The organism is Actinophytocola sp. (genome assembly GCF_036555685.1).
In the GTDB taxonomy this organism is placed as follows: domain Bacteria; phylum Actinomycetota; class Actinomycetes; order Mycobacteriales; family Pseudonocardiaceae; genus Actinophytocola.
Genome location: NZ_DATBKY010000241.1, coordinates 1 through 24,281, shown reverse-complemented (window position 1 = coordinate 24,281; position 24,281 = coordinate 1). Strand labels below are relative to the sequence as shown.

The 24,281-nt window shown below is 73.0% G+C and carries 23 protein-coding genes and 1 pseudogene; 10 read left to right on the top strand and 14 right to left on the bottom strand.

What is annotated here, in order from left to right:
• Positions 1-122: 122 nt before the first annotated feature.
• The 7 genes from VH969_RS24340 to VH969_RS24310 form a co-directional block, all read right to left on the bottom strand.
• Positions 123-512, bottom strand: a complete 390-nt coding sequence (locus VH969_RS24340) for a rhodanese-like domain-containing protein (protein ID WP_331978113.1) — start codon at positions 510-512, stop codon at positions 123-125.
• Positions 509-1,060 carry a cysteine dioxygenase gene (locus tag VH969_RS24335; RefSeq protein WP_331978111.1) on the bottom strand — a complete coding sequence of 184 codons (552 nt, stop codon included), beginning with the start codon at positions 1,058-1,060 and terminating at the stop codon, positions 509-511. Before VH969_RS24335 ends, VH969_RS24340 begins: the two co-directional genes overlap by 4 nt.
• A 213-nt stretch (positions 1,061-1,273) precedes the next feature.
• Complete coding sequence (gene glgX / locus VH969_RS24330) at positions 1,274-3,385, bottom strand: glycogen debranching protein GlgX (RefSeq protein WP_331978109.1); 2,112 nt, start codon at positions 3,383-3,385, stop codon at positions 1,274-1,276.
• A 24-nt stretch (positions 3,386-3,409) separates the two neighbouring features.
• Positions 3,410-4,120, bottom strand: a complete 711-nt coding sequence (locus VH969_RS24325) for a hypothetical protein (protein ID WP_331978107.1) — start codon at positions 4,118-4,120, stop codon at positions 3,410-3,412.
• A gap of 6 nt (positions 4,121-4,126) precedes the next feature.
• Positions 4,127-5,413: a putative T7SS-secreted protein gene (locus VH969_RS24320; RefSeq protein ID WP_331978105.1), complete on the bottom strand. Its 1,287-nt coding sequence runs from the start codon at positions 5,411-5,413 to the stop codon at positions 4,127-4,129.
• Positions 5,410-5,781, bottom strand: a complete 372-nt coding sequence (locus VH969_RS24315) for a hypothetical protein (protein WP_331978103.1) — start codon at positions 5,779-5,781, stop codon at positions 5,410-5,412. Before VH969_RS24315 ends, VH969_RS24320 begins: the two co-directional genes overlap by 4 nt.
• Before the next feature lie 24 nt (positions 5,782-5,805).
• Positions 5,806-7,920 (bottom strand): hypothetical protein, encoded by a 2,115-nt coding sequence (locus VH969_RS24310; RefSeq protein WP_331978101.1) that lies wholly within the window; start codon positions 7,918-7,920, stop codon positions 5,806-5,808.
• Between the two features lie 132 nt (positions 7,921-8,052).
• Here VH969_RS24310 and VH969_RS24305 point away from each other — a divergent pair, with 132 nt between their 5' ends.
• From VH969_RS24305 to VH969_RS24290, 4 genes are read left to right on the top strand one after another with little or no spacing between them, the layout of a single operon-like run.
• Positions 8,053-8,826, top strand: coding sequence for an ABC transporter ATP-binding protein (locus VH969_RS24305; protein WP_331978133.1), 774 nt, complete (start codon positions 8,053-8,055; stop codon positions 8,824-8,826).
• Between the two features lie 39 nt (positions 8,827-8,865).
• On the top strand, positions 8,866-9,645 hold the full coding sequence (locus tag VH969_RS24300; protein ID WP_331978099.1) for an enoyl-CoA hydratase/isomerase family protein: 780 nt from the start codon (positions 8,866-8,868) through the stop codon (positions 9,643-9,645).
• Entirely contained in the window at positions 9,635-10,588 is a 954-nt protein-coding gene (locus VH969_RS24295; RefSeq protein WP_331978097.1) for a class I SAM-dependent methyltransferase, read from the top strand. Before VH969_RS24300 ends, VH969_RS24295 begins: the two co-directional genes overlap by 11 nt.
• Positions 10,585-11,757: a THUMP-like domain-containing protein gene (locus VH969_RS24290; RefSeq protein WP_331978131.1), complete on the top strand. Its 1,173-nt coding sequence runs from the start codon at positions 10,585-10,587 to the stop codon at positions 11,755-11,757. The genes VH969_RS24295 and VH969_RS24290 overlap by 4 nt, the downstream gene beginning before the upstream one ends.
• Positions 11,758-11,906: 149 nt before the next feature.
• On the opposite strand, the gene VH969_RS24285 is transcribed toward VH969_RS24290, so the two are convergent.
• Positions 11,907-12,887 carry a diguanylate cyclase gene (locus tag VH969_RS24285; protein ID WP_331978095.1) on the bottom strand — a complete coding sequence of 327 codons (981 nt, stop codon included), beginning with the start codon at positions 12,885-12,887 and terminating at the stop codon, positions 11,907-11,909.
• 187 nt (positions 12,888-13,074) lie between these two features.
• Here VH969_RS24285 and VH969_RS24280 point away from each other — a divergent pair, with 187 nt between their 5' ends.
• The 3 genes from VH969_RS24280 (at position 13,075) to VH969_RS24270 (ending at position 15,394) form a co-directional block, all read left to right on the top strand.
• A complete protein-coding gene (locus VH969_RS24280; RefSeq protein ID WP_331978093.1) occupies positions 13,075-13,524 on the top strand; it encodes a helix-turn-helix domain-containing protein in 450 nt (149 codons plus the stop codon).
• Positions 13,525-13,621: 97 nt separating this feature from the next.
• On the top strand, positions 13,622-14,176 hold the full coding sequence (locus tag VH969_RS24275; RefSeq protein ID WP_331978091.1) for a hypothetical protein: 555 nt from the start codon (positions 13,622-13,624) through the stop codon (positions 14,174-14,176).
• A gap of 51 nt (positions 14,177-14,227) precedes the next feature.
• Entirely contained in the window at positions 14,228-15,394 is a 1,167-nt protein-coding gene (locus VH969_RS24270; RefSeq protein WP_331978089.1) for an MAB_1171c family putative transporter, read from the top strand.
• On the opposite strand, the gene VH969_RS24265 is transcribed toward VH969_RS24270, so the two are convergent.
• Positions 15,384-16,337 (bottom strand): nucleoside hydrolase, encoded by a 954-nt coding sequence (locus VH969_RS24265; protein WP_331978087.1) that lies wholly within the window; start codon positions 16,335-16,337, stop codon positions 15,384-15,386. The two genes, VH969_RS24270 and VH969_RS24265, sit on opposite strands and share 11 nt — an antisense overlap.
• Positions 16,334-17,539 (bottom strand): low temperature requirement protein A, encoded by a 1,206-nt coding sequence (locus VH969_RS24260; RefSeq protein ID WP_331978085.1) that lies wholly within the window; start codon positions 17,537-17,539, stop codon positions 16,334-16,336. Before VH969_RS24260 ends, VH969_RS24265 begins: the two co-directional genes overlap by 4 nt.
• 24 nt (positions 17,540-17,563) lie before the next feature.
• Here VH969_RS24260 and VH969_RS24255 point away from each other — a divergent pair, with 24 nt between their 5' ends.
• Positions 17,564-18,319, top strand: coding sequence for an acyltransferase (locus tag VH969_RS24255; RefSeq protein ID WP_331978083.1), 756 nt, complete (start codon positions 17,564-17,566; stop codon positions 18,317-18,319).
• 123 nt (positions 18,320-18,442) lie between these two features.
• On the opposite strand, the gene VH969_RS24250 is transcribed toward VH969_RS24255, so the two are convergent.
• The 4 genes from VH969_RS24250 to VH969_RS24235 form a co-directional block, all read right to left on the bottom strand.
• Complete coding sequence (locus tag VH969_RS24250) at positions 18,443-19,705, bottom strand: glycosyltransferase family 4 protein (protein ID WP_331978081.1); 1,263 nt, start codon at positions 19,703-19,705, stop codon at positions 18,443-18,445.
• Positions 19,693-21,216, bottom strand: a complete 1,524-nt coding sequence (locus tag VH969_RS24245; RefSeq protein WP_331978079.1) for a 1,4-alpha-glucan branching protein domain-containing protein — start codon at positions 21,214-21,216, stop codon at positions 19,693-19,695. Before VH969_RS24245 ends, VH969_RS24250 begins: the two co-directional genes overlap by 13 nt.
• Positions 21,213-21,980: a class I SAM-dependent methyltransferase gene (locus VH969_RS24240; RefSeq protein ID WP_331978077.1), complete on the bottom strand. Its 768-nt coding sequence runs from the start codon at positions 21,978-21,980 to the stop codon at positions 21,213-21,215. The genes VH969_RS24245 and VH969_RS24240 overlap by 4 nt, the downstream gene beginning before the upstream one ends.
• A gap of 166 nt (positions 21,981-22,146) precedes the next feature.
• Complete coding sequence (locus VH969_RS24235) at positions 22,147-22,989, bottom strand: DegV family protein (RefSeq protein ID WP_331978075.1); 843 nt, start codon at positions 22,987-22,989, stop codon at positions 22,147-22,149.
• A 207-nt stretch (positions 22,990-23,196) separates the two neighbouring features.
• On the opposite strand from VH969_RS24235, the gene VH969_RS24230 reads away from it, so the two are divergent.
• Positions 23,197-23,982: an electron transfer flavoprotein subunit beta/FixA family protein gene (locus VH969_RS24230; protein ID WP_331978073.1), complete on the top strand. Its 786-nt coding sequence runs from the start codon at positions 23,197-23,199 to the stop codon at positions 23,980-23,982.
• A gap of 13 nt (positions 23,983-23,995) precedes the next feature.
• Positions 23,996-24,281: pseudogene (locus VH969_RS24225) on the top strand (electron transfer flavoprotein subunit alpha/FixB family protein); the annotation flags it as partial.

Here is a 24,281-nt window from a genome sequence, read left to right as displayed (position 1 = left end):
TGCACAGGCGATGAGTCCTCGATGAGTCCTCGTGGCGGTGGTGGTCCAACCATCGACGCCACCGCCGGGGGAGGAACCCGGCCACCGTCTCACCGCTGTGATCCACGTGCGGTACCGCGCGGTCAGGTGATCGGGTCGGTCGGCCCGGGCCGGACCGGGAGGGCGGCGGCCGCCCATGCGCGGAAGCCGCCCTCCAGGTCCGTCGCGTTCCGCAGGCCGAGCGCCTGCAGATCCCTGGCCGCGAGGCTGGACGCGTAGCCCTCGTTGCACACCACGACCACGACCGTGTCCTCGGTGAAGCCGTCGATGCGGTTCGTGCCGTACGGGTCGAGGCGCCACTCCAGCACGATGCGCTCCACCACGACCGAGCCCGGGATCTCGCCCTCGGCCGCCCGGTTGTGTGCGGGCCGGATGTCCACGAACAGCACGTCGTCGAGTGCGGCGGCCTCGTGCGGGGTCAGCCGGCGAAGGCCGGTTCGGGCGGCGGTCAGCACTTCATCGACGGCGCTCACGGCTCGACGGGCTCCCTGCTCAGCTCGGCCAGCGACCGCCGGGGCGGCAGTGGTGGGATGTCGTCTGGTATATCATAGAGCGTAGCGTACTCGCGAGTGGGCACCAACGGCGGCGAGTACGCGTGCACGGTCGCCGCATTCGCCGGGCCCGTGTTCCACACCTGGTGCGCCCGCCCGGGGCCGAACCCGATCGCCGAACCCGATGCGTGCTCGCGATGGCGGACCGGGCCGCGCGGGTGCCGGTAGGTCTCCGACAGCTCACCCAGCAGCACCGTGAACGCGCCCGACGCACCGCCGTGGTCGTGCGGTTCGGTGCGCTGGCCGGGCAGCCACGACAGCAGCCACAGCTCGACCTCCTCGGTCAGCGCGAGCCGTGCCCACCAGCGCTGCGGGCTGGCGAAGCGCACCCGGGCGAGCAGGTCGTCGCCGTGGGCGGAGCCCACGCGCGTCACGAGGTCGCGCAGCTGCTGCGGAGTCCACAACGGACTCCGGGGGCGGACGAGGCCGGCGAGGCTGGGCAAGACGAGGTCAGGCGTCAGCGTCGACATGACGATGCTCCGGAAAGGGTTGGTACGGCTGGAGAACGACCTGGCTCAGCGCGCGCGACGACACCCGCACGACGCGACTAGCAGCAAGTCGACCGTGCGGTCGCGCCAGCAGTACAGCGACCGGAACATGCCCGGATCCTCACACGCACGCCGCGGTCGGCGCCAACCGTCCCAGGTGGTGGTACGGGTCATCCGATGCTCAAGTCGGTGCTGTTAGACCGCTCTCGGCGTGCGGAACAGCAGCAGCGTCCGGGGCGGCAGGGTCAGCGTCGTGCCCGGCGGCAGTGCCGCCTCCGACGCCGGCGTGCCGCGCCGGGTCGCGGTGTCCAGCACGGGCACGAACTTCTCGCCGAACTCACCACCCGGCAGCGTCACGTCCGTGCGTGCCTCGCCCGCGTGCAGCAGCACCAGCCACGAGTCGTCCGGCACCACCTCGCCGTCCCGGTCGCGGGACAGCGACGTCGAGCCGTCGATCCACATGCCGATCGTGCGCCGGCCCTCGTCGAACCAGTCCTCGGCGGTCATCGGCGCGCCGTCCGGGGCGAGCCACACCAGGTCGGGCCGGCCGGTGGTGCTCGGCCGGCCGTCGAAGAACTCCGGCTGGCGCAGTGCCGGCGAGCCCGCGCGCAGCGCGATCACCCTGCGGGCGAACGCCAGCATGTCCGCCGCGCGTTGCGTGCGCGTCCAGTCCACCCAGGACGTCTCGTCGTCCAGGCAGTACGGGTTGTTGTTGCCGCCCTGGGTGCGCCACAGCTCGTCGCCCGCGCACAGCATGGGCGTGCCGGTGGACAGCAGCAGCGTGGCGAGCAGGTTGCGGGCCTGCCGGTCGCGCAGCGCGAGCACCGCCGGATCGCCTGTCTCGCCCTCCACGCCGCAGTTCCACGACCGGTTGTCGTTCGTGCCGTCCCGGTTGTCCTCGCCGTTGGCCTCGTTGTGCTTGCGGTCGTAGGAGACCAGGTCGCGCAGCGTGAAGCCGTCGTGCGCGGTCACGAAGTTGATCGACGCCCACGGCCGGCGGGTGTTGAACGCGTACAGGTCCTCCGAACCGGACAGCCGGTAGGCGAGGTCGCGCACGCCGACCCGGCCGCGCCAGAAGTCCCGCACGCCGTCCCGGTACCGCCCGTTCCACTCCGTCCACTGTGGAGCGAAGCCGCCGACGCGGTAGCCGTCGCCGGTGGCGTCCCACGGTTCGGCGATCAGCTTGCACCGGGACAGCACCGGGTCGACCGTGATCGCGGTCAGCAGCGGGGAGTGCGGGTCGAACAGCCCGCCGTGCGGGCGGCCCAGCGCGCTCGCGAGGTCGAGCCGGAACCCGTCCACGCCGAGCTCGGCGGCGAAGTAGCGCAGCGAGTCGGCCACCAGCCGGACGACCGTGGGGGAGGCCGGGTTCAGCGTGTTGCCGCACCCGGTGATGTCCACGTCGGACCCGTCGCGGCCGAGCAGGTAGTACGCGGGCGCGTCGAAGCCGCGCATGGACAGCGTCGGCCCGGCCACGCCGCCCTCGCCGGTGTGGTTGAACACCACGTCGAGGATCACCTCGATGCCGGCCGCGTGCAGCGCGGCCACCATCGTGCGGAACTCGGCGGTCTCGCGGCCCGGCTCGCTCGCGTAGGCCTCGTGCGGGGCGAGGAACCCGAGCGAGGAGTAGCCCCAGTAGTTGCGCCGCCCGGTGCGCAGCAGCGACGGCTCGTCGACGAACGTGTGGACCGGCATCAGCTCGACGGCGGTCACCCCGAGCCGCACCAGGTGGTCGATGACGGCCGGGTGGGTCAGGCCCAGGTAGGTGCCGCGGTGCTGGGCCGGGACGTCCGGGTGCCGCATCGTGAACCCGCGCACGTGCAGCTCGTAGATCACCGTCTCCTCGAACGGCGTGTCCGGCTTCGGGCCCGTGTCCGGCCCGCCCGGCGAGGTCACCACGGACAGCGGCACGTGCCCGAGCGAGTCCACGTGCGAGGGCCGGCCGCTCATCGGGTCCGTGCGGTAGCCGAGCGTGGCCTCGAGGTCGGCGACCCGGCCGCTGATCCGCCGCGCGTACGGGTCGACCAGCAGTTTCGCCGGGTTGCAGCGCAGCCCGCGGGCGGGGTCGTACGGGCCGTGCACGCGGTAGCCGTAGCGCTGGCCCGTGGTGACGCCGGGGACGAGCCCGTGCCAGATGCCGAACGTGCGCTCGGTCAGGCCGATGCGGTGCTCGGAGCCGTCGTCCTCGATGAGGCACAGGTCGACGGCGTCCGCGATGGACGAGGCGACCGCGAAGCGCACCCCGCCCGCCTCGGGATGGGCACCGAGCGGGAACGGATGTCCGGGGAGCACGTGGAGCGCGGGCATCCATCCATCTTGCCGAACCGCGGCTCAGAGCTGGTACGTGTGCTCCTCGAACGACTCCTCCTCGACCGCGTCCACCCGTTTGGCCGCGACCGCCGCCACCCGCTGTGGGGCGGGCGCCTCGTCGAACGCTCCGTCCGGCGCCGAAGGAGTCACGGCAGCCGGTACAGCGTCCGGTGCCGCGTCCGGTGCACCGTCCGCCTGGGCCGACGTGACCAGGCGCGCGAACAGCTCCTGGTGCACCGCCCAGCCCTCGGCCGACGGGCAGGCCAGCGTCAGCAGCAACATCCGGCCCGACCCCGGCTCGGGGATGAACCCCTGCAGCTGGATGGTCAGTGCCCGCCGCTCCCGTGCCTGCTCCGCGCCGGGCACCCGCTGCGCCACGACGGCCGGCCCGAGCCCGGTCTCCAGCGTGACGGTCTCCCGGACGTCCGGCCCGCCGACGTCCTCCATCGCGTCCCGCAGCGACTCCGCCGTGTCGGTGTCCCAGGACGGCGGCACCTCGAGCACCACGCCCGTGAGCACCGCTGGCGCCGCGCCCGGCGGAGTCACCACCGCCATCAGGAACGCACCCTCGCGCAGCGCCGTCTCCACCGCCTCGGCCGCGACGGGCTCCAGGTCGGCGGCCGACGCGGGCAGGTCACGCAGCTCGCCGAGGATCGCGGCGAAGTCCCGGATCGCCTGCGTCGGGTTGTCGAGCGGGATCCGGCGGACGGAGTCGGGGATGGCCAGGCGCATCGGGGCCTACTTCTTCTTGTTGTGTTGGTCTATGGCGTCGCTGACCATGTTGACCCCCGCGCTCTCGCCCCTGGCCTGGGTCGGGTTGGCGAGGAGCTTGAGCAGCTCGAGTTTGCGCTTGTCCTCCGCGGAGACCGTGCCGCCGCTCGCCTCGATCGTCTTGACGGTCGTGTCGACGGTGTTGCTGAACGCGTCGCCCAGCTGCTCGCGCCTGCTCTGCAGCGCCTGGACCGTGCCGTCGGTGGCGGCCTTGCGGGCGAGACCGTCACGCAGCGACCCGGCCTGGCGGCTGTACTTGCCGGTCTCGGCCAGGTCCCGGGTGAACTTGGGGATGCCACCGGACATGAACCCGTCCTTGGCACCGTTGACCGCGCCCTTGCCGGCCTGCGCGAGCCGGCTCGAGCCGATCACCGGGCGCAGGAGGCCCTTGCCGCCGGCCATCGCGGCCGACGTGAAGGTCCGGCCGGGGACCAGGTTCAGCGCGATCGAGAGGTTGCTCGGGGCGTTGCGCGAGCCGGCGATGCGCTGGCCGATGCCGGACAGCGCGCTGATCCCGGCGGTGCCGGCCGACACCGTGCCCAGCACGGCGGCGGCGGGCGCGCCGACGCCGGTGAGCGCCAGCCCGGCCGCGGCGGCGCCGGTGGCCGCCGAGACGATGCCGGACGCCTTGGACACGCCGTCGAGGGTCTGCACGTACCAGGAGTCGTTCTCGGGCTTGAACGCGTCGTCGGACCCGCTGCGGACACCGTCGGCTGCGGCGTTGGCCTCGCGCAGATGCTTGGCCTGCAGCCGGCGCGCGTCGTCGATGACCTGCTGGAGCTGTGCGTCGAGGTCCGCGGCCTGGTCGACCGCGCCGAGGAACGCGTTGTAGCGCGCGTTGTACTGCGGGCTCTCCGAGTTGGACGGAATCGCGCCGGCGGCGGCGCTGACCGCGTCGTTCGCTGCGGCGATCTGCTTCTTGAGCTTCTTCGCCTTGTCCTCGAGCTCCTCGGCCTTGTCCTGGTTCGCCTTCATCTGCGGCGCCCACTTGCCGAGTGCCTGGGTCGCCTTGGCGATCGCCTCCATGCCCTTGCCAAGGCCCTGCGGGAGGTCGTCGCCGTGGTCGCTGAACTCCTCGGCGGCGCTGCCGCCCCAGTCGGCGTCGTCGGTGATCTTGGCGGCTTCCTCGAGGCGCGGGAGCGTCGCCTCGATCGTGTTCATCGCCCGCATCATCGCGAGCAGGACCGTCTGGACCGAGCCGACCTCACCCGGGGTGGGGTCGAAGCCCAGTGCCGGGAAGCTGCGCCCGCTCATTTCATGGCCTGCTGCTGGGCGATGGTCACGACGGCCGCGTTCTGCAGGCCGCTCACCTGCTGGTCGACGACCTGCTGGTTGGCGAGCGCACGCATGCGGGCCTCACCGGCGTCCTCGAGGACCTGGTAGTTGGACAGCGCGTTGCGGACGTTGTTGGCGGCGTCGTCGATCTTGCCGCGCATGTCCTCGAGATTGTCCGACCACTGCTGCATGACCTCGCCGACCGCGGCGCTGATCTCGCCGGGGCCGAGGTCGCAGCCCTGGGCACCGAGCACCCCGATCACGTTCGCGACCTCGTCGGCGCAGGCGTTGAGCTCCCCGATACGCGTGGCGAGCCCCGCCTCGTCGACGACGTAGCCGTCTCCCATCAGCTCCTCCTCTTTCGGTCGTGATCAGTAGACGCCGTCCGGGCCGGTGCCCGGTACCGGGGTTGCGCAGCCGGGCAAGGGGCTCGCACAGGGGGTCAAACCGGTGAGGAAGAGCGGCTCGCCGCTGCCTCCGGGCTTGATGAGTACCAGAACCGGGCGCGCTTCGGGGCGAGTCAGCAGATATGCCCGCAGACCGCCTGGTCCGGCGTGCTGCTCGGCCGGCTGGCCGGGGAACCCGATCATGGCGGCGGCCAGTACCTGGTCGCTGTCGCGGCTCTTGACCGGTGCGTTCGGGTGGCCCGGCTGGGCCGGCGTGGTCTGGCGCGCGGTGGGGTCGGCGCCGGTCGTGCGGCCGGGCTCGAGCCCGCGCCCGTCGGTCCCGGTGACCCGGCCGCCGTCGAGCTGCCTGGTGTCCAGTGGCTGGTTGTCCAGCGGCCGGTCGAGCGGCCGGCTGTCCAGCGGTCGCCCGTCCAGCGGTCGCCCGTCCAGCGGCCGCCCGTTCAGCGGGGCGGCGCGCCCGGCGTCGGCCCGGCCGCCATGATCGGGCGCGGGTGCGGGGTCGACGGCCTGCTGCTCGACGGTCTGCTGCTCGACGGTCTGCCCGAGCGCGGGCGCGGGTTGGCCCGGCGGCGCGGGGGACGCGGGCAGCGGTGGTGGGGCGCCGTGGGCGGCGAGCGAACCGACCCCGGCAGCGACATGCGGGCCGGTTGGGTCGACCGTGCCGGCATGCCCGCCCGGCCCGGTGGCCGGCCCGCCCAGGGCAGCGTGCCGTCCGGGACCGTGCGCCTCACCACCGCGCCCGCCGGCCTCGGCGCGCCCACCGGCGTGTGCCTCGCCGGGCCGGTGGGCCTCGGCCCGCCCGCGCACCTCGGCGCGCCCGCCGTCGCCGCGCGGGTGCGCCTCGGCTCGAACCTCGCCTCGGACGTTCGCGTCGCCGCGCGGGTGGCCGTCACCACGAACGTGTGCCTCCGCGCGAACGTGTGTTTCGGGGCGGACCGGCACGTGCCGGCCGCCCATCTCGCCGCGGCCCGGCGCACCGCGTACGGGGTCCTGGCCGCGGTCCGCCGCGTCGGGGCGGCCGAGGAAGTCCGCGCCACCGACCGGGCGGTCGCCGAGCAGGCCCGGGCGGTTGGGGGCACCGCCCGGGCCTTCCCCGCCTCGGGGGAGCGGGTCGGCGACGTTCGGGGTCGTGGGCTGGGCCGAGCCCGTGTCCAGCCAGCCGGCCGGGGCGGTCTCGCCGGGGGCCGGGTGCACGGTCGGCAGGTGGGGAACGGCCGCGCCGTCCCAGCCGCGCGGCAGGGCGGCCGGGCCGCCCGGCAGGTCCGGGATCCCGAGGCCCGCACGCCCCGGAATCCCGGACCCTCCCTCATCGCCGGGCAGGTCCGGGCCGGGCTCTCCCGGGAACGGCACGGACCCGCCGGGAAACAGGCCGGGCAGGCCGTGCACGCCGGAACCGCCGGGCTGACCTGGCCCGGACACGCCGGGCAGGCCGGGAGCAAGCCCGCCGGAACCGACACCGCCGGGACCGACTTCACCGGGGAAGCCGAGCCCACCGGGCACGAACCCGCCCGGTCCGCCCGGCCACGCAACGGGCCGCAGCCCGAGCGCCACCCGGCCGGTCCAGTCGGTCACCCGGCCCGAGAGCCGGGAAACGGACTCCGCCGGCCACTCGACCGGCGACCACAGCGACCGGACCGCCGCGGCGGCCGCCGACGCCTGTCGCAGGTGCCGTGCCTGCAGCCGCAACGCCCGGTCCAGCACCTGCGTCAGCGCCGAGTCGGTGGAGCCGTCGGTCGAGCCGTCGGACGAGGCCCGCAGCCGGCGGGCGAGCGACTCCAGCGCGTCGGCCTCCTGCTGGTTCGCCACGAGCCGCGACTGCCACTCGGTCAACGCCCGCGACACCGACCGAAGCGCCGAGGCGGACGACGTCAGTCCGGCGGAGCCCCGGGCGACGGAAGACCGGAAGGAGGACGCCGCCGCGCCGTGCCACGCGCCGCCCCGGGCCGCCCGCCGCAGCCGCTCGGCCGACCGGGAGACCGCGGACGAGGCGTCCGCGAGCCGGGCGAGCACGGTCGAGACGTCCGCCGCCGAGCCGGGTGCCGGGTCGAAGCCCAGACCAGGGAATGTCCGCGTGTGCACCCGGCGAGTCAATCCGGCCGCGGGCCGCTCGCGGAACCGCCGTTGCGCACCGAGGCAAACCGAGGGCACGGCTGCGCAAAGCCTCATGTTGAATAGGGCACCGTGACGGATTTGGACGACCTGGTCGTGCACATGTCCGACGTCGGGGTCCGGCGCGGCACCACCCACCTGCTCTCCGGCGTGGACTGGAGCGTCGAGCTCGACGAGCGCTGGGTCGTCCTCGGCGCGAACGGCGCGGGCAAGACCACGCTGCTCCGCCTCGCCGCGGCCGAGCTGCACCCGACCACCGGCCAGGTGCACGTGCTCGGTGAGCGCCTCGGCCGGGTCGACGTGTTCGAGCTGCGCACCCGCATCGGCTTCTGCTCCGCCGCGCTGCTCGCCCGCGTCCCGCCCCACGAGACGGTCCTCGACATCGTCGTCAGCGCCGGCTACGCCATCCTCGGCCGCTGGCGCGAGGACTACGACCAGCTCGACACCGGCCGCGCCCAGGAGCTGTGCAAGTCCCTCGGCGTCGCCCACCTGACCGAGCGCGAGTTCGGCACCCTGTCCGAGGGGGAGCGCAAGCGCACGCTGATCGCCCGCGCGCTCATGACCGACCCCGAGATGCTGCTCCTCGACGAGCCCGCGGCGGGCCTCGACCTCGGCGGCCGCGAGGACCTCGTCGGCCGGCTCACCGAGCTCGCCCGCGACGCTGACGCGCCCGCCACGATCCTCGTCACCCACCACGTCGAGGAGATCCCGCCCGGCTTCACGCACCTGCTGCTGGTCAAGGACGGGACGGTGGTCGCCCAGGGCCTGCTGGACGACGTGCTGACCAGCGAGAACCTCTCCGCCACGTTCGGCCAGTCGCTGGCACTGGAGCGGCTCGGCGACCGGTACTTCGCGCGCCGTCGTGGCTCGGACTAGGTTGTCCGCAAGTTGACCGTTCGGTAGGGAGGCAGCGGCGTGGGTGAGTTCGTCAGGCTCGAGGTGGACGGGGGCATCGGCACCATCCGGCTGGACCGCCCGCCGATGAACGCGCTCAACAAGCAGGTGCAGGAGGAGATCCGCGCGGCCGCGCAGGAGGCCGGCCGGCGCGCGGACGTCCGCTCGGTGATCGTCTACGGCGGCGAGAAGGTGTTCGCGGCGGGCGCGGACATCAAGGAGATGGCCGACATGTCCTATGTGGACATGGCGGAGCGGGCCGGTCCCCTGTCGTCCTCGTTCTCCGCCGTCGCGGAGATCCCCAAGCCGACGGTCGCCGCGGTCACCGGCTACGCGCTCGGCGGCGGCTGCGAGCTGGCCCTGTGCTGCGACCGCCGGGTGGCCGGCGACAACGCGAAGCTCGGCCAGCCGGAGATCCTGCTCGGCATCATCCCGGGCGCCGGCGGCACGCAGCGCCTGGCGCGCCTCGTCGGGCCCAGCAAGGCGAAGGACATCGTCTACACCGGACGGTTCGTCGACGCGAACGAGGCGCTGGCGATCGGGCTGGTGGACGAGGTCGTCGCGCCGGACGACGTGTACCAGGCCGCGCGGCGCTGGGCCGAGCAGTTCGTGAACGGTGCCGCCCGGGCGCTGGCCGCGGCGAAGGCGGCCATCGACGGCGGCCTCGACGGCGACCTGGCGAGCGGGCTGAAGCTCGAGAGCCACGTGTTCGCCGCGCTGTTCGCGACCGAGGACCAGAAGACCGGCATGCGGTCGTTCATCGAGAACGGGCCGGGAAAGGCGACGTTCAGTGGCAAGTGACCCGGCACCGAACCCGCACGCGACGCAGGCCGAGGTCGACGCCGCGCGGTCGGATCCCAAGCTCGCCAACGTGCTCTACCACGACTGGGAGGCCGACACCTACGACGAGAAGTGGTCGATCTCCTACGACGAGCGCTGCATCGACTACGCGGTCGGCCGGTTCCGCGCGGTGGCCGGCGACGCCGACTGGCCGTACGAGAAGGCCATGGAGCTCGGCAGCGGCACCGGCTTCTTCCTGCTGAACCTCATGCAGGGCGGCGTGATCAAGAAGGGCTCGGTCACCGACCTGTCGCCCGGCATGGTCCAGGTCGCCCTGCGCAACGCCGAGCACCTCGGGCTGGACGTCGACGGCCGGGTCGCCGACGCCGAGCGCATCCCGTACGACGACGGCACGTTCGACCTCGTCGTCGGGCATGCGGTGCTGCACCACATCCCGGACGTGGCGGCCGCGTTCCAGGAGGTGCTGCGCGTGCTCAAGCCGGGCGGGCGGTTCGTGTTCGCCGGCGAGCCGACGAAGATCGGCGACGCCTACGCACGCAAGCTCGGCCAGCTGACCTGGTGGCTGACCACGAACGTCACCAGGCTCGGACCGCTGTCCGGCTGGCGGCGGCCCCAGTCCGAACTGGACGAGTCGTCCCGGGCCGCCGCGCTGGAGGCGATCGTCGACCTGCACACGTTCGACCCGTCGGCGCTGGAGCGCACCGCCCGCGACGCGGGCGCGGCGAACGTCCGCGCGGTGACCGAGGAGCTCGCCGCCGCGCTGTTCGGCTGGCCCGTGCGCACGTTCGAGGCCGCGGTGCCGCAGGAGAGGCTGACGCTGCGCTGGCGGCTGTTCGCGTACAAGGCGTGGCTGCGGCTGTCCTGGCTGGACGAGAACGTGCTGCGCAGGGTCGCGCCGCGCGAGCTGTTCTACAACGTGCTGGTCACCGGGACGAAGCCCTGACCTACGAGTTCACCCTGGCGGACGTGGCCTACCTGGGCACCGCCGCCGAGGCACTCGCGGAGGTCGACCGGCTGCCGCTGACCGGCGGGTCCTACCTCGCGGACGTGGCGAAGGTCCGCGACCGCCTGGGCGAGCGCGCCGGCCCGGTGCTGGAGACCGTCCTGTTGCGCCGCAAGGCCGTGACCAAGGTGGCGGATCCGCACAAGTGGCTGTTCACCGACGCCGCGTTGCAGCAGGCGACCCCGGCGCCGGTCGCGCGGCTGCGGGCCCGCCGGTTCGCCGGCCGCGACGTGCACGACGCGACCTGCTCGATCGGCGCCGACCTGGCGGCCCTGCAGGCGACCGCACGCCGGGCCGTCGGCTCGGACCTCGACCCGGTCCGCCTGGCCATGGCCCGCCACAATGTCCCGGGCGCGACGCTCGTGCGCGCCGACGCGCTGCGCCCGGTCACCCGCGGCACCGCCGTGTTCGCCGACCCGGGCCGCCGCGACGCCGCCGGCCGCCGGCGCTGGCGGGCGGGCGACTTCCTGCCGCCGCTCGACGAGCTCGCGGGCGCGTGGCCCGGTGCCGACCTCGCGGTGAAGTGCGCGCCGGGCATGGACTTCGCCGAGCTGCCGTGGGCGGGCGAGGTCGAGCTGGTCTCCCTCGACGGCCAGGTACGCGAGGCGTGCGTGTGGACGGGCTCGCTCGCCACCACGCGCCGCCGGGCCACCGTGCTGCGCACCAGCGGTCCCGAGTGGACGGTCACGGACGCCGAGCCGGACGACTGCCCGGTGCGCGAGGTGGGGGAGTGGCTGGTCGACCCGGACGGGGCCGTCGTGCGCGCGGGCCTGGTGCGCCAGTACGCCGCAAGGCACGGGCTTTGGCAGCTGGACGAGCGGATCGCCTACCTCAGCGGGGACGCGCCACCGCCGGGCATCCGCGCGTTCCGGGTGCTGGAGGACGGGCGCTACAGCGAGAAGACGCTGCGGCAACGTCTGCGTGCCCGGGAGATCGGCCGCCTGGAGATCCTCGTCCGCGGCCTCGACGTCGACCCGAACGCGCTGCGCCCGAGGCTGAAGCTGAAAGGCCCGAACGAGGCCACGGTCGTGATCGCCCGCGTGGGACGGACGCCTGTGGCCTATGTGTGTGAAGCGGTCCTCGTGAGCGCGCCCGCGAGCGAACCATGACACAGCGTGCGAGCTTGCGAGCGAACCATGACGCAGCGTGCCCGCGAGCGAACCATGACGCAGCGTGCCCGCGAGCGGGAGCTCCGAGCCTGCGAGGAGGTCTCGTGAGTGGGTAGCGGCGCGCAATGCCCCTGGACGCCGCTACCCACTCACGCCCCTGCCGCCCCTGTGGAGCCGATCTTCCCGACCCATTCGACGGCGGGAAGAAGCCTGTCGAGCAGCTCGCGCGCGTCCGGCGTCAGCGCGCAGGCGACGATCCGGCCGTCCTCGCGCTCGCAGGCCACGAGGCCGTCGTTCTCCAGCCGGGCCAGCGTGCACTCCGGCGCGCCGTCCTCGGTGTCCTGCAGGTCCTGGTAGGGCAGCGGGCCGCAGGCCAGCGCCGCCAGGATGTCCAGCTCGTGCTCGCCGGGCAGCACCCGCACCAACGCGCGCAGCTGCTCGCTCAGCACGGCCGCGTAGTCCGGCTGGCCCCCGTCCCGGGGGACCAGCCGGACCTCTTCGAGGTGGCGCAGCCGGCGGATCGGCGCGACGTCTCCGCTCCGGACGTCCGCCGTGGCGATCCTGTTCCGGCCCGCCTGTTTGGCCCGCAGCAACGCGGCATCCGCGCCCTCGAACAGCTCCACCAGCTCCTTGTCGCAGCGGTGGTTGCGGGCCGCCAGCCCGACCGACGCGGTCAACCCGGTGATCGTGATCTGACCGTCCCGCGCGGACGGTGCGGTCACCGCCGCCGCCCGGATCTGGGTCAGGATCCGCTCGGCGACCTTCTCGCCCCGGGGAAGGTCGGTGGCCGGCAGCAGGACGAGGAACTCGTCGCCGCCGTGCCCGCCGTAGCGGCCCACGATGTCCATCTGGCGTACCGCGCCTCGCACGACCGAGGCGACCGCACGCAGCACGACGTCCCCCGCGAGGTGCCCGTGCGTGTCGTTGATCTCCTTGAACCGGTCGAGGTCGAGCATGAGCAGTACGGCCGGCTGCTCGCCGACCTGGTCGAGAATCTCCGCGGCGGCCTTGTCCCACGCCCAGCGGTCGAGCAGGCCCGTGAGCTTGTCCGTGGTGCGGTAGCCCAGGGGTTGTCCGCAGGTCGCGCAGCACGTTCCATGATGGGTATCGTCCGCGCCTGCGGGCCGCATCGCGGGAACCTCCCGGGACGTTGGACTGTTGTACGCCAAACGGATGAGAATCTCTTTCATATGAGTTGAACTGCTCGGTCAGCAGCCTAGACTGGTTGACGGTCAGGTTTCAACTGACAAAAATGACGACGTGCAGCCGGTGCTTGTCTGTCGGTAGTACACAATGGATGTGGGGCGGGGAGGCTACATGGTTGAGCGGGCGCGAGCCCTGGCCGACAAGCTGAACCACCTGTTCGCCAACGCCACTACGCGAAGCGGTCAGGAGTACAGCAACGAGCAGGTCGCCTCGGCCATCGTCGCGACCGGTGTGACGATCTCGCAGAGCTACATCTGGCAGCTGCGCAAGGGCAAGAAGGACAACCCGACGTTCAAGCACCTGCAGGCGCTGGCCGCGTTCTTCGGAGTGCCCGTCTCGTACTTCTTCGACGACGAGGTGACCGACCGGGTAGACCAGCAGCTCGAGGAGCTCAAGGCGGAGCAGGCCCGGCTCAGCGAGATCATGGACAGTAGCGACGCGCAGCTGATGGCGCTGCGGGCCGGCGAGCTGTCGCCCGAGGGACGGCGCCAGGTGATGGACCTGCTGGACGTCGTCCACCGGTTGGAGCAGGCCGAAAGGGACACTAGGCCGAAGGAGTGAACATCAAACGGCCGTTCCGGCGGCACGTGGTGTTCTGGAAAGCTTGCGAATCGGCATCACAAGCCCTGGGGGGTGAGGATCAGGGAGGTGTTGAGCAGTGCGGGAGCGTGAGTTGCGCCGCCGCCTCCGGAAGCTGCTGAACGAGCTGGACATCCGCCCGCCGCTGGACGTGCACGAGCTGTGCCGCCGCGTCGGCCGCCAGCGCGGCAAGCCGATCCGCCCCGTCGCCCACCCCATCCCGGTACCCGGCCCGTTCGGCGCGTGGATCACCACGGAGTCCGCCGACTACATCCTCTACCAGCAGGAGACGTCGAAGGCGCACCAGGGGCACATCATCCTGCACGAGCTCGGCCACATCCTGGCCGGTCACCGCAGCGACGAGGAGGACGACGCGCTGCTCGGCCAGCTCTACCCGGACGTCGAGCCGGCGCGGCTGCGCGAGCAGTACCCGGACCTCGAACCCGGCGCCGTGCGGCGGGCCCTGCGCCGCACCTCGTACGACTCCGCCCAGGAGCGCGAGGCGGAGACGGCCGCCACGATCATCCTCGAGTGGGCCTCGGTGCTCGACTCGGTCGGCCCGCCACCGGACTCCGACGACGAGACGGCCCAGCGGATGGGGACCGCGCTGACAGATCGGCTCGGGTGGCTGTGAGCGACAGCGAGGCGGCGTGTTGGTGACCGAACGAAGCGAACCGGAGGCACCGTGACCTACACCGGGTTCGACATCGTCCACGGCATCGTGTCGTTCGGCGCGCTCGCCTGGATGCTCTGGCTGGTCGCCCGCTCGCCGGGGGACGTGCGCCGGTGGGCGGTCACGGGCCTGGTGGCCGGCTGGTCGATCGCGTATCCGTTCGGCATCGCGGCGAGCCGCGGCGTGGAGTTCCTCGGCGTGGACGCCATGAACGCCCGCTACCTGCAGCACGCGCTGCTGCTCGTCGCCGCGTTCAGCCTCGTCTGCTTCTTCCAGTTCTCCGCGCTGGCGCCCGCACTCGCCCGCTCGCGCGCCGTCCGCGACACCATCGTGCTGGGCGTCGCCCTCGTGATCCTCACGGTCGCGAACATCATGATCCCGGCCGACCTGCGCGTCCCCGCCGCCACCGTCACGTCCACACCGGGCGAGGGCCCGGTCGGCGAACCGAGCATCGGGGCCTTCTACGTCGCGGCCAACAGCTACCTGCTCTACGCGTTCGCGGCGGCGTGCGTGTGGACCCGCCGCTATGCCCGCGGCGCCGAGCCGCGGCTGCGCCGCGGGCTGCGCATCGCGTCGATCGGCCTCGCCTCGATCTCCCTCGCCGGCGCCACCTTCGTGGCCTCGAACATCAGCCGCTGGGCCGGCACGCCCGCCCCGCCGCCGGTCGTGTTCACCAGCATCTTCCTGCTGCTGATCGGGATCGTGCTGTTCGTCGTCGGCATGGCCTACCCGACCGTGAAGACCCGGATGGCCGCGCTGCGGGTGTGGCGCCGGCACCGCCGCGCGTACCGCCGGCTTCGTCCACTCTGGACCGTGCTGAACGAGCAGTTCCCGCAGGACGCCCTGAGCCGGGTGCCGGCGAGCCGCTGGCGGGACGCGCTGACCCTGCGCAGCGTGCACCGCCGCTACTACCGCCGGGTGATCGAGTGCCGCGACGGCCTCGTGCGGATCAGCCCGTACCTGGCCGACCTCGGCATGGACCCGGCCGAGCTGCCCGACCCGGAGCGCCTCGCCCGGCAGCTGTCCGACGCCCTGCGCGCGCACGCGGCGGGGGAAACCGTGTCGTCGCAGGCGATCCCGATCGCGCTGCCCGTCGAGGACAGCCTCGAGGCCGACGTCGACCGCCTGATCGAGCTGTCGCAGGCGGTCGAGCGCTCGGCCGCTCCGGTCAAGAGCTGAGCCGGCTCAGGAGGAACTCGCGGACCGCGTCGAGGTCCGCGTCCACGGCGACCGCCACCTCGCGGCTACCGTCCACACCGGACCGGTCGCGCGCGATGGCGCTGCGCCGGTCCGCGATCACCGTGCCCCGGGCCGGGCCGGGCGCGCACTCGACGTCCACCGGGTACGTCTCCGTCACGAGCAGGCCGGGGCTGATCGCCTCCGCCATCGCGACCGCGTCGTGCACGACCGAGCCGTCGATACCCAGGTTCCGCGAGTAGAACTCGCGGTACGCCGCGATCAGCTCGACGAGGGTCCGGCCGCGGGGGCCGCTCGCCGCGAGCCGGTCCAGCCACGCCCCGTCGACCGTGCACCGGTGGGTGAGATCCAGCGGCACCAGCACGGTCGGCACGTCCTCCTCGACGAGCACCCGCCGCGCGGCCTCCGGGTCGCTCCAGATGTTGAACTCCGCCGCGGCCGTGACGTTCCCGATGCCGACGCCGCCGCCCATGATCACGACCCGCTCGATCTTCCCCCGCACGGCCGGGTGCGCGGCGAGCAGCAGCGCGATGTTGGTCAACGGTCCGATGGGGACGATCGTGACCGGCTCGGCCGCGCTCTCCAGCAGGGACGCCATCAGCGCCACCGCGTCGGTCCCCGCCACGCCGGTGGCCCGCTCGGGCAGCAGGTCCGCGCGGTTGCCCAGCCCGTCCTCGCCGTGCACGTAGCGCGCCCGGTGCGGGTGCGGGTAGACCAGCGGCCGGTCCGCACCCGCGGCCACCGGCACGTCCTCCCGGCCGTACAGCGCGAGCACGCGCAGCGCGTTGCGCGTCGTCATCGCCAGCCCGACGTTGCCGAACACCGTCGTGACACCCAGCAGGTCCACGTCGGGGCTCGCGCAGGCGAGCGCGATGGCGAAGGCGTCGTCCACGCCCGGGTCGGTGTCGATGATCAGTGCGGTCATGCGTCCGACGCTAGCGCCTTGCCCAGGTTCCACAGCTGCCCGGCGGCTGCCACGGTCAGCACCAGCGCGATCACGGACGCGGGCACGACCGGTTCGAGCGCGCCCGCCCCGATCGGCAGCGCGATCGCCACCGCGGTCAGTGCCCAGCGCCGGGTCGCGCGGCTGAGCAGCGTGACGATCAGCAGGAACGCGGACACTCCGGAACACAGGAGCCAGTTCGTCGACGCCGGCAGGTGCTCGGCCGGCGCGCCCTCCACCGCGCCCAGCCCGGCGGCGATCGTCGTGATCGTGACGACCACCAGGAAGTGCGCCGGCAGCACGACCGACGGCGAGTACGGGTGCGCCTCGGCGAACGCGTACCGCACGTTGAGCGCCCACAACGTGATCAGCAGCGCGAACCCGCTCACCACCGCGAGCGCCAGCAGCCAGCCCTTGCCGCCGCCGGGTGCCCAGTCGTCGATCTGCGACCAGGAGTCGACCAGCAGGAGCATCCCCTCGCCCAGCACGATGATCACGAACAGGCCCAGCCGCTCCCCCAGGTGAGCCGTGTCGACCTGGGCGACCACGAGCTTCGGCGCACCGGGTACGTCGCCACCGGCCCGCGCGCGCCGCTGCCGCGACCGCTCGGTCCGCCGCGCCAGCTGCTGGTTCAGGCGATCGACCACCTGCCTGCTGCCGCCGCGGCCGAACAGGACGCTGAAGTACAGCGTCATCGCCAGGCCGACGATCCAGAGCGTCAGCTTCCATCTCGGGTCGGCCACCCAGAACGAGATGATCCAGGGCAGCAGCCCGGCGGTGCGGGTGGCCGCGCCCCAGGACAGCACGACCAGCCCGGAGCGGCTGAACGCGCCGTTGCCGAGCGCGCTGGTGACGAGGTACGCCACGGCGAAGATGTTCGCCCGGTCTGCGAGGACCTCGGGCACGCTCGCCGCCATGACCGCGATCCCGCCCATGCCGAGGAACATCGAGCGCACCCGGACCCGCTCGGCGAGGACGTTCGAGTAGAGCGTGAACGTGGTCCACACGAGCCAGATCGCCAGATACAGCGTTACGAACAGGACCATGTCCTGCCGATCCGGGCCGTGGTCGCCCTCGGTCTCCAGCAGGTGGGTGAGCTGGTGCACCGCGGCCACCACGACGAGGTCGAAGAACAGCTCCAGCCAGCTGGCATGGCGGTCGCCGGGCTCCGGGGACTCGGGCATGCCTGCACGGTACGGTCAGCGGCTATGACGTCGATGTGGGGCGCGCCGGTCGCCGACCGGGTACGCGGCTGGCGCCGCTCCCGGCGCGACCCGGACCAGGCGCGGTTCCTCACGCTCGACTCGCTGCGCTGGGTGATCCGGCACCGGGCGTGGACGCCGTGGTACCTGGTGCGCTACTGGCGCCTCCTGCGGTTCCGGCTCGCGAACCCGCACATCGTGCTGCGCGGCATGGTGTTCCTCGGCAAGGACCTCGACGTGCACTGCCGGCCCGGGTACGGGCGCATGGAGATCGGCCGCTGGGTGCACATCGGCGACGGCAACGCGATCCGCTGCCACGAGGGTTCGCTGCGCATCGGCGACAAGGCGGTGTTCGGCCGGCAGAACGTGGTGAACTGCTACCTCGACATCGAGCTCGGGGATGCCGCGCTGGTCGCGGACTGGGTCTACATCTGCGACTTCGACCACGTCACGTCCGACATCCACCTGCCGATCAAGGACCAGGGCATCGTGAAGGCGCCGGTGCGAATCGGCCCGGACACGTGGCTGTGCACGAAGGTCACGGTGACGAAGGGCACCCGGATCGGCCGCGGCGCGGTGATCGGCGCCCACGCGGTGGTGAAGGGCGACGTGCCGGACTACGCGGTCGCGGCGGGCATCCCGGCCAAGGTCGTCCGCGACCGCCTGACGACGTACGAGAAGGACGCCGCCCGCCGGGCCGCGGTGGCCGACATGTCCCGCAAGGCCCAGGCGGCGTTGAAGAAGACCCTCGGCACCGGCTAACTCTTCTCGCAGGTCTTTGTGCAAGGTCCGGTATCCGATCCACGTGTCCTCAGGGGACCGTGACGCCAGCCAGCCACGGTCACCTCGACCACCTGCACCGTTCGCTGGGACGCAACCAACACGCTAAATTTCGGAGAGGCGGAATTGGTTGCCCGTGGCGATCTTCGGTCGGCCCAGCGCCGGGTGCTCCCGCACCGTGGCCGACTCGTACACGGTCGCGGTCGACACCGCGATCGTGCGCCAGTCGAAGTCCGTCGCCAGGCGGGACTTCGCCGCGCGGGCGCGCCGGGCCGCCGCGGCCGGGTTCGCCAGGACCGCGCGGATGCTCGACACGATGCCGTCCACGTCGCCCGGCGCCACCGACAAACCCGTCTCCCCGTCGACGACCAGCTCCGCCAGGCCGCCCGCGGTCGACGCCACCAGCGGCGCCCCCACCGCGGCCGCCTCGAGGGCCGCGATGCCGAACGGCTCGTAGCGGCTCGGCAGCACCACCACGTCCGCCGCCGCGAGGCACGCCACCAGCGAGCGGTCCGGCAGGTGCCCCACGAAGTCCACCGACCGCCGCACCCGCAGCTTCCGCGCCTGCTCCACCAGCGCCGCCGCCTGCACGCCCTTGCCCGCCACCACCAGCCGCGCTCCCGGGTGCGCCCGCCGCAGCCGGGGGAGCGCCGCGAGCAGGTCCTGCACGCCCTTCTCCCACTCCAGCCGGCCGAAGTAGACGACCAGCGGAGCGCCGGCGGGGGCGTGCGAAAGCCGAGCCGACCGGACCGCCGACGCCGACACCCGCCAGCCCCGCGGCTCGATCCCGTTGTGGATCACGGCGATGTCGGCCGGCTCGACCTCGAACAGGTACGACACCTCGGCCCGCATCGCCGACGAGCAGGTGATCAGGGCGTCCGCCCGGTTCGCGAGCCACCACTCCACCGAGTGCACCTGCTGGTTCAGCCGCTGCGACAGCCAGCCGCTGTGCCGCCCGGCCTCGGTGGCGTGGATCGTCGCCACCAGCGGCACGCCCGCGTGCTCGGCCAGCGTGACCGACGGGTGCGTGACCAGCCAGTCGTGCGCGTGCACCACATCGGGCCGCCACGCGGACAGCAGGTCGAGGCCCGCGCGGATCATTCCGTGGCCCATCGCGAGCGTCCACGCCACGAGGTCCTTCTCGAACAGCAGGTGCGTCGGGTCCTCCGCCACGCGCACGACCCGCACGCCCTCGACGACCGTGTCCGTGGTCGGGTGCGTGACCGCGTCGGTGCCCGCCTCGTGCCGGCACAGCACGACGACCTCGTGCCCGAGCACCACCAGGTGCCGGGCCAGCGCGTGCACGTGGCGGCCGAGCCCGCCGACCACGACCGGCGGGTACTCCCACGACAGCATCAAGATCCGCACGACAGCCCCCGCGCGTCCAGGTGTCCGAACAGTCCGTCCTCGCCCCGCAAGTCGGCGGCACGCCGCCGGGCGCGCGCGTCCTGGCCCGCCCGCACCAGGCTCGCCAGCTCGCCGAACCGGTCGCCGTGCACCTTCGCCCGGCGGCGCGCGTAGTCGGCGGCCGAGTCCTTCGTGACCATGAACGCCCAGTCGCTCGACAGCGTCAGCAACGCCTCGCGCACCAGCTGGTCCCGTGCCGGGTCCCGCACGCGCGGGTCCTGCGCCGGCAGTGCCAGCAGCTCGTCCTGCACCGCCGCGCCCACCGCCACCAGGTCCGACACCTGCTCGCCGTCCCAGACCCGCCAGTCCTTGCCCGACCCCCACGACGACGCCGGCAGCTCGACCGGATCGCCGACGTGTCCCGCCTCGATCGCGCCGCGCAGCGTCGTCACCCGCACGCCCACCTCCGGCAGCCGCCGCAGCACCGCCTCCAGCCACGCCGGCCCCTCGTGCCACCAGTGGCCGAACAGCTCGGTGTCGTACGCGGCGACCACGAGGGCGGGCCGGCCGTGCCGCTCCCGCAGCGACCGCAGCCGGGCGAGCACCGTGCCGACGAAGTCATCCGCGTGCCGTGCCACGGCGGCCGCCGCCAGCACCGGGTCGTACGGCCGTTTCCGCTCCGGCGGCACGTGCTTGCCGGTGACCCGCGAGGGCTTGAGCCCGCTCGGGTGGTCGAACGTGTGGAAGTCGCGGTACGCGGGGTCGCCGGGGTAGCCGGCCTTCGGCGACCACACCCGGTAGGTGACCTCGAGGTCCCGGCCGAAGCAGACCACATCGGACTCACCGACCGGCCGGGCCGCGTGCGTGTCGCCGCGCAGTGCCGGGCCGTCCACGAGGAAGCGCCGCACGCCCGCGGCCGCGTAGCCGCGCTCCAGGCCCGGGGCGTAGCCACACTCCGGCGCCCAGATTCCCGCCGGCGCGCGGCCGATCCGCCGCGCGGTGTCCGCGAGTCCCGTGTGGAGGGCGAACCGGCGGACCGGCTCGCGCAGCAGCGGCTGGAACGGGTGCGTGGCCGGCCCGCCCAGCAGCTCGACCAGCCCGGCGTCGACGAGTGGGCGCAGCACCGGGGAGAACCCGTGCCGCCAGCGGGTCTCGAACTCCTCGAGCGCCCGGCCCGCGGCCCGGTGCTCGGCCGCGGCGAGGTCGCGCAGCAGCGGGTCGGCGCCGCGCCACCGGCCGGCCGCGAACCGCGCGCGCAGCTGCCAGTTGCCGAGCCAGTCGTGCACCGAGCGCAGCGCGTACGGGTCGTCCAGCTGCGCGGCGAGCACCGGGGTGACGCCGAGCGTCAGCAGGTCGGTCCGGCCCTCCGCGCCGAGCCGCCGCACGAGGTCGACGACCGGCAGGTACGAGTGCGCCCACGCCTGGTAGAGCCACTCCTCGCCGACCGGCCACGCGCCGTGGTGGGGGAGCCAGGGCAGGTGGCTGTGCAGCACCAGGCAGAAGGAGCCCTCTTCGGCAGGCACCGGCGTCATGGGCGCCCCACCGCGACGGCCACGATGTCCAAACAGGACTCCAAGTCGTCCGTGCCGACCGCGAAGTCGGCCGCGGTGACGCCGGCGACCGCGGCCCGCAGCTCGTCCGGCCACGGCGAACCGTCGACCGCGACGCGGACCTGCGCGTCGATGAGCGAGCCGCCGAACTCCGCGTCCAGCGCGCGCAGCCGCGGCCCGTGCGCGAGCCCGCCGAGGTACTCGACCGCGAAGCCGGCGTCGGTCAGCAGGCCGGCCAGCTCGGCCGGGGCGAGCTCGCGGGTGTGGAACGGGTTGAGCGGCGTGTCGCGTCCGGGGGAGAACGTGATCCTGTTGGGCGTGGTGACGAGCAGCCGCCCGCCCGGGCGCAGCACGCGGCGGCACTCGCGGAGGAAGCCCGCCTGGTCCCACAGGTGCTCGATGACCTGCAGGTTGGCCACGACGTCCACAGTGGAGTCCCGGACCGGCAGGCACGCGAGGTTGCCGCGCACTGCGTGCACGGCCGGGTAGGCGCGGGCCACGTGCGCGGCGGTCGGCGCGTCGTAGTCGAGCCCGACGACGGCGGCCGCGTCGCGGGCGATCAGGTCGGCCCCGTACCCCTCGCCACACCCGGCCTCCAGCACGACCGCGTCGCGGCAGTACGCCCGCAGCGCCAGGTAGGCCGCCTCGTGGCGGCGGAACCAGTAGTTCTCCTCGGCGATCCCGGGCACGGTCCGCTCCCCGGTCAGCGGCAGGGCGTCGTGCGGGCCCGCGGTGATGTCCGTCAAGCGCGTCGCCTCCCGCCGTCGGTCCAGGTCCCCGCGCGAACGCCCGCGCGCCGGAGCTGACCGCCCAGAACTTACCCGTCGGTATCTATCCGCGGCCGAAGTGCCTCACCTGATCGGCGCACGACGTGGATGTTGATCTCCGCGTGGCGTCGGGGCGCGAGGCGGGTCAGACGTGCGAGACGGTGATGCCCACCGCGCCCGGGCCGACGTGCACGCCGATCGTGGAGCTGACCTCGGTCAGCGTGACCTCGCGCGCCGCGTGCAGCCGCGGGCGCAGCCGCGACCAGACGTGCTCGGCCCTCTCCGCCGCGCCGAAGTGCTCGATCGCGATGTCGACCTGCTGGCCGCCCGCCTTGTGCACGGCCGCGTCGACGAGCCGGCGCAGCGCGCGGTCCGCGCCGAGCACCCGCTCCAGCGGCGCCACCCGGCCGTTGACCATGGTCAGCAACGGCTTGAGCGACAGCGCGCTGCCGAGCATCGCGGCCGCGGCCCCGATGCGGCCGCCTTTGCGCAGGTACTCGAGCGTGTCCACGTAGATCAGCTCGGAGGCGTGCTCGAGCCGGCGGGCCAAGCAATCCATTACCCGGCGCGCGCCGCCGCCGGCACCCGCGACGCGCGCGGCCGCGAGCACGGCGTAGCCGAGGCTCATCCCGGTCGTCTGCGAGTCGACGATGTGGACGGGGACCGGCGAGTGCGCGGCCGCCATCTCCGCGACCTCCGTGGTCTTCGACTGGCGGCCCGAGATGTGCACGGAGATGATCTCGTCCGCGCCTCTGTTGGCCAGGTCCTGGTACGCCCACGCGAAGCCCGCCGGGTCCGGCGGCGCGGTCGAGACCGCGTAGTCCTCCTGTAACGCGCGCACCAGGATGTCCTTGGGCACCGAGGGCTCTGCGCGCACCTGCTTGCCGATCTGGATCTGCATCGGCACGACAGTGATTCCCCACTGCGCGGCCTGAGCCGGAGGGATGCTCGAGGTTGAGTCGGTCACCAGACCAATACGGCCGGACATGACCAGATGTTAGCTAATCCATTCGGGTGAGCGTTGTCACGAGCCACAAAGGCCAGATCGCTTGCGACTAAGCTACTGATTAGTAACATACTGGTGGCGGAACACACCGTGCCAAGCCACCGCCCGCGTGGCAAGGTCGGGCCAGCCTCGTATTCTTTGCATCGCGCAAGCCGGATGGGCTCGTCATCGGGAGGTCGGAGCAGACCCATGCCAAACATCGTCGTGTTGGTCAAACAAGTGCCGGACACCTATTCGGAGCGCAAGCTGAGTGACGGTGACCACACACTTGACCGGGACTCCGCCGACGCGGTGCTGGACGAGATCAACGAGCGCGCCATCGAGGAGGCGCTCCAGATCAAGGAGGCGTCCGAGGGCGAGGTGACCGTCGTGTCGGTCGGCCCCGAACGCGCGACCGACGCCATCCGCAAGGCGCTGTCGATGGGCGCGGACAAGGCCGTGCACGTCGTCGACGACGCGCTGCACGGCGCCGACATGCTGCAGACGGCCAGGGTCCTGGCGAAGGCGATCGGCACCGTCGAGGGCGTCGACCTGATCATCGCCGGCAACGAGGCGAGCGACGGCACCGGCGGCGCGATCCCCGCGATGCTCGCCGAGCTGCTCGGCTACCCGCAGCTCACGCACGCCCGCGAGGTCACCGTCGACGGGTCGAGCATCAAGGTCACCCGCGAGACCGAGGAGGGCCTGACCCACCTCGAGGCGAACCTGCCCGCGGTGGTCAGCGTGAGCGAGAAGATCAACGAGCCGCGGTACCCGTCGTTCAAGGGGATCATGGCCGCCAAGAAGAAGCCGGTCGAGACCCTCGGCATCGCCGACCTGGGCATCGACGCGGGCGAGGTCGGCCTCGACAACGCGTGGTCGTCGGTGGTCGAGGCGTCGCCCAAGCCGCCCCGCGAGGCCGGCCAGCGCGTCGAGGACGAGGGCGACGGCGGCGTGAAGATCGCCGAGTACCTCGTCGGCCAGAAACTGATCTGAGAGGGGTTGCACCATGGCTGAGGTTCTGGTCCTCGTCGATCAGCTGGACGGCGAGATCAAGAAGGTCACCTACGAGCTGCTGACCGCTGCCCGCGCGCTCGGGGAGCCGAGCGCCGTCGTGGTCGGCGCCCCGGGCACCGCCGCGAAGCTGAAGGAGTCGCTCGCGTCCTACGGTGCGGAGAAGGTCTACGTCGCGGAGTCCGACGACGCCGCCGGCTACCTCGTGACGCCGAAGGTCGACGTGCTCGCCGCGCTCGTGGAGCGGACGTCCCCGGCCGCCGTGCTCGTCGCGGCCGGCT

Coding starts and splice junctions, on each gene's coding strand:
- VH969_RS24335 (WP_331978111.1), bottom strand. CDS start 1,060: ATGTCGACGCTGACGCCTGACCTCGTCTTGCCCAGCCTCGCCGGCCTC.
- glgX (WP_331978109.1), bottom strand. CDS start 3,385: ATGCCCGCGCTCCACGTGCTCCCCGGACATCCGTTCCCGCTCGGTGCC.
- VH969_RS24325 (WP_331978107.1), bottom strand. CDS start 4,120: ATGCGCCTGGCCATCCCCGACTCCGTCCGCCGGATCCCGCTCGACAAC.
- VH969_RS24320 (WP_331978105.1), bottom strand. CDS start 5,413: ATGAGCGGGCGCAGCTTCCCGGCACTGGGCTTCGACCCCACCCCGGGT.
- VH969_RS24315 (WP_331978103.1), bottom strand. CDS start 5,781: ATGGGAGACGGCTACGTCGTCGACGAGGCGGGGCTCGCCACGCGTATC.
- VH969_RS24305 (WP_331978133.1), top strand. CDS start 8,053: ATGTCCGACGTCGGGGTCCGGCGCGGCACCACCCACCTGCTCTCCGGC.
- VH969_RS24285 (WP_331978095.1), bottom strand. CDS start 12,887: ATGCGGCCCGCAGGCGCGGACGATACCCATCATGGAACGTGCTGCGCG.
- VH969_RS24280 (WP_331978093.1), top strand. CDS start 13,075: ATGGTTGAGCGGGCGCGAGCCCTGGCCGACAAGCTGAACCACCTGTTC.
- VH969_RS24265 (WP_331978087.1), bottom strand. CDS start 16,337: ATGACCGCACTGATCATCGACACCGACCCGGGCGTGGACGACGCCTTC.
- VH969_RS24260 (WP_331978085.1), bottom strand. CDS start 17,539: ATGCCCGAGTCCCCGGAGCCCGGCGACCGCCATGCCAGCTGGCTGGAG.
- VH969_RS24255 (WP_331978083.1), top strand. CDS start 17,564: ATGACGTCGATGTGGGGCGCGCCGGTCGCCGACCGGGTACGCGGCTGG.
- VH969_RS24245 (WP_331978079.1), bottom strand. CDS start 21,216: ATGACGCCGGTGCCTGCCGAAGAGGGCTCCTTCTGCCTGGTGCTGCAC.
- VH969_RS24235 (WP_331978075.1), bottom strand. CDS start 22,989: ATGTCCGGCCGTATTGGTCTGGTGACCGACTCAACCTCGAGCATCCCT.
- VH969_RS24230 (WP_331978073.1), top strand. CDS start 23,197: ATGCCAAACATCGTCGTGTTGGTCAAACAAGTGCCGGACACCTATTCG.